We start from the raw sequence: 11,614 nt of genomic DNA on the forward strand, positions 1-11,614 counted from the left end.
ACTCTAAGCAAAAATGAGAAAAGTCCAAATTTTACTTCTTTTAATTATTCCAATCTTCAAAAGCCATGCCCAAAATATGGATGAGCAATCTCAAAACCTCATCAAAAGAGCTGAGATGGCTATGGGTGGACAGGAAGCTTTTGATAATATTCAACATATCAGCTGGAACTTCTTCGGGGTAAGGAACTTAACATGGGATAAATACTCCGGCGATGTCAGAATTGACCTGAATAATGAAAACACCGTTTATTTTGTAAATACCCAGACCAAAGAGGGTCGGGTCTTTAAAAACGGTGAAGAATACACCCAACCAGACTCGCTTCAAAAGTACCTGAAGACCGCCTATGAAATCTGGATCAACGACTCTTACTGGCTTGTTATGCCTTTTAAAATGGATGACCCGGGGGTAAGCAGCAAATATTTGAAAGAAAAGGCCACCCAAAATGGAGAAGCCGCTGATGTTATTGAATTAACCTTTAATGAAACCGGTGTAACGCCTGACAATAAGTATCATATCTATTTTGATAAAAACACGGGCCTCGTTACACAATGGGATTTTTTCAGAAACTATTCTGATGAAAAACCGATGTTCTCTTTGCCGTGGCAAAACTATGTTCGTTACGGTTCGGTTTTACTTAGTGGCGACCGTGGTGAGCGAAAACTATCTAATATTAAAGTATTCAAAAAACTTCCGAAAACGGTTTACACCGAATTCAAAAGACCTTTTTACCTGAAATAAATGAAGCATTTTAAGACCGGGGTTTTACTGGTAAATCTTGGTACACCTGACAGCCCGGAGACTCCTGACGTTCGAAAATACCTTCGTGAATTCCTGATGGATGGCCGGGTAATTGATTATCCATTTATTCCAAGATGGATGCTGGTTAACCTAATTATAGCCCCTTTCAGATCACCAAAATCTGCGAAAGTATATAAAGAGCTATGGACAGAACAGGGCTCTCCACTTAAGATATATGGCGAAAAGAATGAAAGGCAGCTCCAGGAAGCACTTGGTAATGAGTATGTGGTAAAACTTGCCATGCGGTACCAGAGCCCTTCCATTGAGTCAAAACTGGATGAACTGAAAAAAGCAGGTGTTTCCAGAATAACCGTAATCCCTTTCTTCCCGCAATACGCTTCAGCTACCACAGGTTCTGTATATGAAGAAGTAAATAGAGTAATTAATACCTGGCAGACAATCCCTGAAATCAGGATGGTTAATAATTTTTATGCACATCCTTTATTTATCAAAGGCTTTGTGGAGAATGGTCGCAAATACCTTGAGAAAGAGAAATTTGATCATGTTATCTTCTCCTATCATGGCGTACCCGCCAGGCAAATAAAAAAAGGAGATCATACCGGAAATTACTGTAAACTGGGAAGCTGCTGCAATCAAATCAGTAAAGTAAACCAATTCTGTTACAGAGCCCAGTGTTTTGAAACCACCAGATTACTGGTAAAAGAATTGGGATTGCAAGAAGGCACATATACTACCTGTTTTCAGTCAAGATTAGGCCGGGAGGAATGGATTCAGCCCTATACAGAGCAAACCATAAAAGACCTTGCCGGTAAAGGAATCAAAAAAGTTTTGGCCTTCTCGCCAGCTTTTGTAGCTGACTGTCTTGAAACCACTATTGAAGTAGGCGACGAGTATAAGGAATTATTTGAAGAGAATGGTGGCCAGCACTGGCAATTGGTGGAAAGCCTGAATGATTCAGAGAACTGGATTAACCTTTTGAAAGACTTAGTAGAAAACGGTCAGCTTATCGCGAGTAAATAATCTGAAGGCCGGAATCCAGCTTTTTGTCAATTAACTTCAGACTCACACTCTCTTCGTCATTGAGGTTCCATATTTCAACAGAGTCTTTGACAGACTGGCCATATTTCATGGTAAAATAATTCCGGATTCCATTGGCTACATCAGAACTCAAGCTGTCGGAATTGAGATAAATATCAACCAGTATTTCATTCAGTTCCCCATTTTCGCCGGAATAGTAGATGTCTACGACCTCATCGTTTTGAGTTTCAAAGGTATAACCTAGTTCATCCTCACTTTGCTGAAATTGCTCCAGCGTTTCAATTTGCTCAATTTCCAGAAGACTTTGCCCCAAATCAAATCCTCTGAAAGTCGCTTCTCCACCCAGAATTTCATTAATCAGGCTATTGGAATAAGCAGATACCTCCTGAACTTCATTTGAGACATCATCTCCGGCTGTTTCACCAGAAGTGGAATTACAAGAGAAGGCCACAGAAACAAGCACAACAAAAAGAATAGGACGTTTAATCTGGAACATTGGATTAGCTTATAAATATCTCTGAATCCCGAAATATACACGATTAAATCCGGTCTGATTCACAGAATAGTTAAGATTAAAAACGGTGTCATAAAAAGTACTCAAATCAAAGCCAACACCGTAGCCATAAAGCAGCTTGTTTGACAACGAGCTATTACTGAATTGAGGATTGAAATTCCGGATATAGCCGGTATCAAAAAACACCCTTCCATAAATACCAACAGGCACTGAGTTGAATTGTTTGAGCTTCAAAAACTTACTAATATTGAAGGTCTTATTGAGTATTTGATATTTGAGATCAGTTTGTACAAGTCCAAAATGTTGCCCGTCGATTACATTGAGCTCATACCCTCTTACCAGGGAATTACGATAACCTAGCCCCAAAACAAAAGGATAAAGTTGTTTTTTAGGAAATGAAAGCTGTCCCCTGGCTTTTACTCCGGCATAAAATCTTCCCGCAAGCGGATAGAATCCGAAGTACTCGGCATTAAGACGTAAGTAATTGACTTCTTTAGAGGAGGCCATTCCGAAATAAGTCAAACCAGCATTAAAAAGATGCCCGTCGAGCGGGTAGATATAATTATCCCGCTTATCAAAACGGTAATCATATTTAAATGTACCATAGGATAATCTTTGGCCAGCATCGCCGAAATAGTTAGGGTTAATGGCTGTTACACTATCACTGACACTGGTTTGAGTATAACCCAAATAGATGGTATGGAAATGATAAAGGGCATTTCTTAAATTATATTCCACAAAAGCACCCTTTCTCTGGCGACTTCTGGCCTCGGTATCTATAAAATCAAGTTTATCTTCCCATGTTCTTACCGGAAAGCTTTTCTGAGTAGAATAGAAAACTCCACCACTGAGGCCCATCCGCTGTCTTTTGTCAATGTAAGGTCGACTGTATGAAAGCTCAAAATAGGGTATAAATCCACCGTAGGTTTTGAGTTTTAAAACATCACCGTTGCCTGAGAGGTTTGAATGATTGAGCTGAAGACCATAAATTACACGTTTGAGATCATGATCCTGGTTATACCACCACTCATTAAAACTTCGATCTGCCAGATAGAGAATAGGTAAAGGCAACAAATAAAGTCGCTCTTTCATCTTAATGGTGACAAACGCACTGTCTGCCCTGGTTTCCAGATCAGCATCTACAGAAATGAAAAGGTTCGTATTAAAAATGTTACGCCTTGAACGCTCAAGCTCACTGACCAGCTCTGCCTGCGGCCTACTCTCACCCTCGGCAAAACTTAGTTCCCGGTAAATTATTGCAGATTTTGTTCTTTCATTACCTTCCAAAGAGATAGAAGCCACAAAAAGCTCTCTTTCAAACTCTGCCTGCTGAGAAACAGCTTTACTGCTATACAGAAAGCTTAATAGAAATAAAATGAAAATTCCGGGGCTTCTCATAGAGGAGTTTCCTGAAAAAGTCTGCAAGATAATTGTTTGCAGTTTTAACCTTTAGCTGCCTCTTTCAAATTTTTGACCGAGTCCAGCTCCACTAATTCACATTCGATACGAACATCCTGAACAGAAGGTTCATTTGATTTCATTTGTTCGAACAAAATAGTGGCAGCCCTACGGCCAATTTCGGTAGGAGAATGATAAAAATGTGTGATTTTTGGGTGTATTAAAAATGGCAAAGTACCATCAGAAATGCTTAAAACTGAAATGTCTTCAGGTATACGGTAACCATTTTTATTCAGAAAATAGTAGACTTTCATGGCCACTTCATCAGACATGAGGTAGAGAGCAGTAGTTTCAGGGTTTTCCTTCAGTATTTTACTCAAAACATTTTCCACATCATCATCTGCTTCAATGATCAAAGCCTTCCCTTTCACCTTTTGATCAAAATCTTTCAAGCCATCCAGAAAGCCTTTATGGCGGGTTTTTGTAATTGTGAGATCCATACTACCAAAAACACCAATAATATGCTGATGACCCATATCTGAGAGATATTTGACTGCCCTTTCACTTATTTTTTCACCTTCTATACTTACATGGCTGATTCGCTCATTAGGCCATACTCTATCTAGCAGAACAATAGGTGCACCTCCTGTAGATAGCTCCATAAGATCTTTTTTATGATCAAACCCCGTGCCTATGGATAGTAATATGCCGTCAACTGATATTTGATTACAGTATTCAATAATATCAAGCTCTTTTTCATAGGAGTCATCTGATTGAAAAATTAGCAGCGAATAGTTTTGCTCATTTACCACATCAGAAATAGCCTTCATCAAGGCCGGGATAAAGAACATATTATATTCCGGCAAGATAAGGGCTACTAAACCAGAACTTTTGGTTCTAAGATAACGGGCTCTTAGATTAGGAGTATAATTATAAAGAACGCTGGCCTCCTTCACCTTCTTTTTGGTGCCCTCACTGATATCAGGGTGATCTGACAGAGCTCTGGAGACTGTGGAAACTGACATATTCAGGACTTCTGCCAGTTCTTTGAGGGTTATTTTTTTCATAAGTTTGGTCTACAGAATTCGGTCTTAAGGTACTCTTTCCTTTCTTTTCAGAGTCTATTTCACCCTTAATAATAAAACTTACCCACCGAAAACGATTGCACAATCGATTTCAAGTTGATAAAATTTTCAATTATAATAAAGTAAGATTTACTTTGATTATGTAAAGTTAGTGAAGGTTCGGGAAAAGGTTGATAACCCGTTCCTTTTGAATGACTTTCCAAGACGAAATGGTTTAACGAATTAAAAATCTGCGGGGGTTCCTGCAGATTTTTTTCCTGTTTGAAAAGTAAGTCGAGTTGTTGACCAAAAATTTCGAATCGACTTCCAAGACTGTATTAAATATTTTAACCCGAGATAAACCCCCTTTTTTAAATTCCGAAACCTTTGAACCATCAAAGGTTTTCGGAATACCACTTTTAAAATCAGAAGCAATAATTGTATCGAACATCTGGTATCTTCAAGAGATTATTTTTAGGAATGTAGCGTCATGAAAGAAGAAATACACATTAAATCTGACTACTACGAGCTCAGTAAGAGGCTCATTGAATTATTGGGCATTAAACTGGAGAAAGATAAACCCGGCCAACTGGTGATTGGTATCGGGGGAGAATCTGGCAGTGGAAAATCGGTTACCGCAGTTTGCCTTTCTGAATATCTCAAAGACCTTGGTATCCAAAATACGGTGCTTCACATGGATGATTACTTTCATCTGCCAGCCGCCGACAATCATCAAAACAGACTTAAGACTCTTGATAACGTGGGTCCGCATGAGGTTAATCTGGAGCTTTTAGCTGCCCATGTAGATGCCTTCATAGGACATGAGAAAACAGAGGGCCCCGTTTCGGATTTTCACGGCAACCGGTTTATAAGTAAGACTCTTGACTTCTCTAAAACGCAAGTCTTGCTGGTGGAAGGCACTTACACGTTGGAAATTAAAAACCTGGATAAAAGGGTTTTTCTGACCCGAAGTTATAATGACACTTTAAAGGATCGAATGGCCAGAGGAAGGGAAGGTTTTGACCCGTTTATAGAAAGTGTTTTAGAAATTGAACATCAGATTATAAGTCAATATGAAGATATTGCTGACATTGTGATTGATGAAAACTTCAGACCCTTTGAAAAACAAAGAAAACTATGAGAAAACCGAAGCTCTCCTTTTGGCAAATTATCAATATGAATGTTGGATTCTTTGGGATTCAATATAGCTTCGGTCTACAGCAAAGTGCGGTCAATCCGATCTATGATATGCTCGGTGCATCACCTGAAGATATCCCTATTTTAAACCTCGCCGGTCCGATGACCGGCCTTTTAGTTCAGCCCATCATCGGAGCTTTAAGTGACAAAACATGGTCGCCAAGGTGGGGACGAAGAAAGCCGTTTTTTCTTATTGGTGCCCTCATGTGCAGCTTTGCGTTGCTGGTGTATCCATTTAGCTCAAGCCTTTGGATGGCCGCGGGCCTTCTGTGGATTCTCGATGCCGGCAATAACACTGCAATGGAGCCCTACAGAGCTTTTATTGCGGATACCCTGGACGCAGAGCAGCAACCAACAGGCTTTCAGGCTCAAAGTTTTTTCACGGGTTTTGGTCAGACACTCGCCAATCTTTCCCTTTTCATTTTTCCTTTGTTGATTATTGGAAGAACCGGCTCATTGCCAAATTGGGTCTACGCTTCATTCTTTTTGGGAGCGATTTGTAGTATCGGATCCATTTGGTGGAGTGTTAGAACTACACCTGAAATCCCCCCAACACCAGAAGAGCTTGAAAAAATCAGAAATGCTGAAGGAGGATTATTTGCCCCGTTCAAAGAAATTTTGGGAGCCATTAGCGATATGCCTAAAGTAATGTGGCTTCTGGCATTGGTTTATCTGTTTCAATGGTATGCCTTGTTTTGTTATTGGCAGAACTCATCAAAAAGTATAGCTCTGTCTGTTTGGGACGCTACCCCGCTGGAGAACCCAAAACTTTATGAAGAAGCTGTTGGGTGGACAGGCCTTGTCAACGGCTGGTATAATATTATCACTTTCCTCTCCGCCTTTGGGCTGGTTTGGTTTGCAAGAAAAATCGGGCCGAAGTATGTTCATTTATTCTGTCTTATTCTGGCAGCTGCAGGATTTCTGGCTTTTCCGCAGATTGAAAACAAATACCTCCTTTTTGTAGCCATCACCGGTTTTGGAATTGGCTGGGCAAGCATGATGGGCATCCCTTACCTGATGGTGGTAAACGATATTCCAAAAGAAAGGTATGGGGTATATATGGGTATCATCAACATGATGATCGTTATTCCAATGATTCTACAAACTCTCACTTTTGGTTATGTTTTGAAGAATTTCCTCGGTAATGATCCCCGAAATGCTATCACTTTTGCAGGAGCATTACTCGTTGTGGCGGCACTTGGCGTTCTATTCATCAAACCTTCAAAACCAATCTCAAGTGAATTCGTAAGTCCGCCAATGGGACACTAAGTTTTAAGCAATGCCAATTCACCTTTGGGCTCGGAAGTGTTTCTGCTTCAAAACGCATTCGTTTTTGAAATCGAAAATGAGTCTATTTCTTCGGCATCTTCAGAATTATCGCCTGGTAAAGTCTTATCCTATTTTTCTATCAGTTTGGATTATTGAATAACTATTAAGAATCATAAGCCGGTAAATTGTTGTGATCTTAAAAAATTCCTATTTTTGGCACTTCTTTCTAAAACCCCGTAATCAATAATATTACATGAATTACGACTTAGATTTGGTGCCGGAGCGTACCCTTAAACCTCGCGAAGCCGGCCTTACCATGGTCATGGATAAAGGCCTTAGTGTTCGTGAAATTGAAGACCTCCTCACCACTTCGTCCGATTATATGGACATTGTGAAATTTGGCTGGGCCACTTCTTTTGTGACTCCCAACATTCAGGATAAAATCAAAGTATATAAAGACGCCGGCATCCCGGTTTATTTTGGCGGAACGCTCTTTGAGGCCTTCACTGTAAGAGGCCAGTTTGAAGACTACCTTCGTGTACTTGACAAGTTTGGCCTGGAGCACGCCGAAGTTTCTGATGGCTCCATCACCTTACCACATGATGAAAAGTGTGAGTACATCAGTAGATTGGCTAAACATGTAAAAGTACTTTCAGAAGTAGGTTCTAAAGACGCCGAGAAGATTTTTGCTCCATATAAATGGATAGAAATGATGCAGGCCGAGCTTGACGCCGGAGCCTGGAAAGTCATTGGTGAAGCCAGAGAAGGTGGAAACATCGGTCTTTACAGAAGCAGCGGCGAAGTACGTCAGGGACTTGTGGATGAAATTATCCACGCCATTTCTCCTGAGAATATTATCTGGGAAGCTCCTCAAAAAGGCCAACAGGTTTATTTTGTCAAACTGGTTGGTTCAAACGTTAACCTTGGAAACATCGCACCAAACGAATTAATACCGTTAGAAACGATCAGACTAGGTCTAAGAGGGGATACTTTCTCTACTTTTTTACCCGACGACATCAAGAAAAAATACAAATTAGGCAAGTATTATCAGGACGACAGAATTCGTCAGGATGACTAATCGATAAAACAAATATGGAAATTATACATTTCCTTCTTGACTTTTTGAAAGACCCTCTAGCCATGCTACAGGGTTTTCTTAATGAATATGACACCCTCACCTACGCCATCCTTTTCATGGTGATTTTTGTGGAGACAGGCTTCATCGTTATGCCTTTATTGCCAGGCGATTCATTGCTTTTCGCAACAGGCCTTCTGGCATCTACCACAGGTCAACTTGATGTTAAAATCATTATCCCTCTCCTGATATTGGCCGCCTTAATGGGTGATAATGTCAACTATTTTGTTGGCAGAAAATTCAGTGCATTTATCAAGTCAAAAGAGAAAATACTTTTCCTTAAGCGAGAGTACATCACTCAAACTGAGGAATTTTACGAAAAACATGGCGGCAAGGCCGTAATTCTTGCCCGTTTCATGCCTATTATCCGAACTATTGCTCCTTTTGTGGCCGGTGCAGGAAGCATGAAATACGGAAAGTACATTACTTTCTGTGTTTTAGGAGCCGTGCTTTGGGTAACCTCAATTACCCTCTTAGGTTACTTCCTTGGCAACAACGAGTTTGTCAAAGCGAACTTTGAGAAGGTGGTTCTTGGTATCGTGTTCGTCAGTATCGCCCCTATGATCATAGGTCTAATCAGAGCTAAACTTCTACCCAAACGTAATGCCTGAGACAAAAAACTTGTATGGACTGATCGGCTACCCCCTCACGCATTCTTTTTCGAAGAAGTACTTCACCGAAAAGTTTGAGAAAATGGGCATTTCTGCCGAGCACCGTTATGAGCTTTTTGAGATGGAAGATGCCGCTGAATTTCCTGAGCTTTTTGAGAAGTACCCAAATCTAAGAGGTATTAATATCACTATCCCTCACAAACAAAGCGTTTTTCAATTTCTCGACGAACTTGATCATTCTGCGAGCAATGTGGGTGCAGTGAATGTGGTAAAAAGAGAAGGCACAAAACTCATTGGTTACAATTCTGATTTTTACGGTTTTCAGCGTTCATTGATCGAGTTTATGGGAAGCGTTCCGCAAGGCTTAAAAGCTCTGGTTTTAGGAAACGGTGGTGCTGCAAAAGCTGTTGTCGCCGCTCTGAAAGATCTCAGCGTTCAAATTCAATTGGTTAGCAGAAAAGCTTCAGAGAAAGCAATTGATTACGATCAGGCAAAATCGGCGATTGAAGACCACCTGCTGATTGTCAATTGCACGCCTTTGGGCACTTACCCGAAAACAGATGCCTCTCCAGATTTGGCCTATGAGAAACTAACCAGCGAGCATTACTTGTTTGATCTGGTGTATAATCCGGCTGAAACTCAATTCATGAAAAAAGGAATTGAGCAAAATGCCAACGTAAAAAACGGATACGATATGCTGGTTTATCAGGCCGAAAAATCCTGGGAAATCTGGCAGTCTTAAATAAAAAACTATGAAATATAAAAAGCACGTTTTCATCTGTACTAACGATAAGCCAGCTCCAAAGAAATGCTGCGGCAGTGAGAAAGGTATGGAGCTCGTCGAGGCCTTCAAAGCAAGTCTGACTGAGAAAGGTTTACAAAAAGAAATCAGAGCTCAGCGAGCCGGCTGTCTGGATACCTGTGCTTTCGGACCTTCGGTAGTGGTTTATCCTGAGGGTATTTTCTACGGAAAAGTTACACCTGAAGATGTTGAGGAGATTGTAAACGAGCATTTGATTAATGACAAGCCCGTTGATCGTCTAAAACTCGATTTCTGATTTGTTCAAACACAAAAAACATCTCTTTTTTGATCTGGATCACACTCTTTGGGATTTTGAAACTAATGCTAAAGAGTGTCTTCTTGAGATTTTTGAACACCACTCTTTTCACAATTTCGGTTTAGAGTTTGAAACTTTCTTCAACTGTTTCTCTCAAATAAACCGTGAACTTTGGACCCAACTGGAACAAAATAAAATTACTCATGATACCATTCGTCTTCAGCGTTTCAAGATGACCTTAGACCAGCTCGGAGCCGAAAGTGATTTGACCCAATCAGAAGAGTACAACCAGCATTTTCTTGATCTTTTACCGAATAAAAAAGGCTTAATTGAAAACTGCGTTGAGGTCCTGGATCAATTGAAAAATAATTATCACCTTCATATTTTGAGCAATGGTTACCATGAAATCCAACTCAAAAAGTTAAAAAATAGTGGAATTGATCACTATTTCGGCGAAATCATCACCAATGACAGGGCGGGTGCCCGAAAACCCGATAGGGCCATTTTTGATTTTGCGATTACCACTGCCAAAGCTAAAAAAGAGGATGCCCTGATGATCGGCGACAGTCTGGATGCCGACATTGATGGAGCTGAAAAAGCCGGCATGAATGCTATTCATTTTGATGAATACGATCGTCACAAAGCCAAACCGGGTGTCCCGAAAATAAAGCAATTGACTGAGCTACTTCATTATTTGTAAGCCGGTCGTGACTATCTTTATCTTTTCTAAAGAAATCAATGAACTACTTTGAAGCAACTATAGAAGTCAATGCCGACTTTGCAGAAATTTTGATAGCAGAGCTGGCAGAAATTGGCTTTGACACCTTTCTGGAAAACGATAACGGTTTGCAAGCCTATATCACCGAGGAGCTTTTTGACGATCAGGCTTTCAAACTTTTAATGGAAGACTATTCCACTAAAACTTCTCTCTTCTATTCTATAAAAGGTATTGAAAAGCAAAACTGGAACGCCGAATGGGAGAAAAGTTTTGATCCGATTGAAGTCAACGACCAAATAAGAGTGAGAGCCACCTTTCATGAAGCTAAAGAGGGTGTTCCGTACGAGATTATCATTACTCCAAAAATGTCCTTTGGCACGGGCCACCACGAAACCACTGCTCAGGTGATGCAGCTTCAGCTGGAAGTAGATCATCAGAAAAAGAAAGTCCTTGATGTAGGTACCGGAACTGGTATTCTGGCCATTCTTGCTGAAAAACTGGGTGCAGGTTCAATCAGAGCTTTTGACATTGACGAGTGGTCAGTAGAAAACACACTTGAGAACATAGAACTTAATAATTGTTACAACATTTCCGTTGGCCAAGGTACTATCAAAGACGAAACAAAAGAGGAGTATGATATCGTCATCGCCAATATCAACCGAAATATCCTTTTAGAGGAATTGAGCATTTACTCCACCTTCCTAAAAAAAGGAGGAATTCTGATGCTCAGCGGCTTTTATGAAAAAGACGGTCCGGATATTGAAGCAGAGTGTAATAATTACAGTCTCAAAAAAGTGAAACTTATAAGTAAGAAGGACTGGGCTGCAGTCGTTTATACCAAGCAGTAAGAAT

The 11,614-nt window shown here is 40.4% G+C and carries 13 protein-coding genes; 10 read left to right on the forward strand and 3 right to left on the reverse strand.

Annotated features, from left to right (window positions below; translation table 11 throughout):
* Nucleotides 1–13 precede the first annotated feature (13 nt).
* On the forward strand, nt 14–739 hold the full coding sequence (locus tag AFM12_RS15895) for a hypothetical protein (protein WP_229308520.1): 726 nt from the start codon (nt 14–16) through the stop codon (nt 737–739).
* Nucleotides 740–1,780, forward strand: coding sequence for a ferrochelatase (gene hemH, locus AFM12_RS15900; RefSeq protein ID WP_055150106.1), 1,041 nt, complete (start codon nt 740–742; stop codon nt 1,778–1,780).
* Here the strand turns inward: hemH and AFM12_RS15905 are convergent.
* From AFM12_RS15905 to AFM12_RS15915, 3 genes are read right to left on the reverse strand one after another with little or no spacing between them, the layout of a single operon-like run.
* Nucleotides 1,764–2,294 (reverse strand): hypothetical protein, encoded by a 531-nt coding sequence (locus AFM12_RS15905; RefSeq protein ID WP_055150108.1) that lies wholly within the window; start codon nt 2,292–2,294, stop codon nt 1,764–1,766. The genes hemH and AFM12_RS15905 overlap by 17 nt on opposite strands.
* Nucleotides 2,295–2,303: 9 nt before the next feature.
* Nucleotides 2,304–3,710 (reverse strand): BamA/TamA family outer membrane protein, encoded by a 1,407-nt coding sequence (locus AFM12_RS15910; protein ID WP_055150110.1) that lies wholly within the window; start codon nt 3,708–3,710, stop codon nt 2,304–2,306.
* 44 nt (nt 3,711–3,754) lie between these two features.
* Nucleotides 3,755–4,777: a LacI family DNA-binding transcriptional regulator gene (locus AFM12_RS15915; RefSeq protein WP_055150113.1), complete on the reverse strand. Its 1,023-nt coding sequence runs from the start codon at nt 4,775–4,777 to the stop codon at nt 3,755–3,757.
* A gap of 487 nt (nt 4,778–5,264) precedes the next feature.
* On the opposite strand from AFM12_RS15915, the gene AFM12_RS15925 reads away from it, so the two are divergent.
* The 8 genes from AFM12_RS15925 (at nt 5,265) to prmA (ending at nt 11,610) form a co-directional block, all read left to right on the forward strand.
* Entirely contained in the window at nt 5,265–5,915 is a 651-nt protein-coding gene (locus tag AFM12_RS15925) for a nucleoside/nucleotide kinase family protein (RefSeq protein ID WP_055150120.1), read from the forward strand.
* Complete coding sequence (locus AFM12_RS15930; protein WP_055150122.1) at nt 5,912–7,240, forward strand: MFS transporter; 1,329 nt, start codon at nt 5,912–5,914, stop codon at nt 7,238–7,240. The genes AFM12_RS15925 and AFM12_RS15930 overlap by 4 nt, the downstream gene beginning before the upstream one ends.
* A gap of 253 nt (nt 7,241–7,493) precedes the next feature.
* Nucleotides 7,494–8,318, forward strand: coding sequence for a phosphosulfolactate synthase (locus tag AFM12_RS15935; protein ID WP_055150125.1), 825 nt, complete (start codon nt 7,494–7,496; stop codon nt 8,316–8,318).
* A 14-nt stretch (nt 8,319–8,332) separates the two neighbouring features.
* Nucleotides 8,333–8,986: a VTT domain-containing protein gene (locus AFM12_RS15940; RefSeq protein ID WP_055150128.1), complete on the forward strand. Its 654-nt coding sequence runs from the start codon at nt 8,333–8,335 to the stop codon at nt 8,984–8,986.
* Nucleotides 8,979–9,728 (forward strand): shikimate dehydrogenase family protein, encoded by a 750-nt coding sequence (locus tag AFM12_RS15945; protein WP_055150129.1) that lies wholly within the window; start codon nt 8,979–8,981, stop codon nt 9,726–9,728. Before AFM12_RS15940 ends, AFM12_RS15945 begins: the two co-directional genes overlap by 8 nt.
* A gap of 10 nt (nt 9,729–9,738) precedes the next feature.
* The gene (locus tag AFM12_RS15950; protein ID WP_055150132.1) at nt 9,739–10,044 is read left to right on the forward strand and encodes a (2Fe-2S) ferredoxin domain-containing protein; all 306 of its coding nucleotides are present in this window, start codon (nt 9,739–9,741) and stop codon (nt 10,042–10,044) included.
* Between the two features lies 1 nt (nt 10,045).
* Entirely contained in the window at nt 10,046–10,744 is a 699-nt protein-coding gene (locus AFM12_RS15955; RefSeq protein WP_055150135.1) for a YjjG family noncanonical pyrimidine nucleotidase, read from the forward strand.
* Between the two features lie 38 nt (nt 10,745–10,782).
* Nucleotides 10,783–11,610 carry a 50S ribosomal protein L11 methyltransferase gene (gene prmA / locus AFM12_RS15960; RefSeq protein WP_055150138.1) on the forward strand — a complete coding sequence of 276 codons (828 nt, stop codon included), beginning with the start codon at nt 10,783–10,785 and terminating at the stop codon, nt 11,608–11,610.
* Nucleotides 11,611–11,614 lie beyond the last annotated feature (4 nt).

Origin of the sequence: Jiulongibacter sediminis (genome assembly GCF_001306455.1) — a bacterium.
Classification (GTDB): domain Bacteria; phylum Bacteroidota; class Bacteroidia; order Cytophagales; family Spirosomataceae; genus Jiulongibacter; species Jiulongibacter sediminis.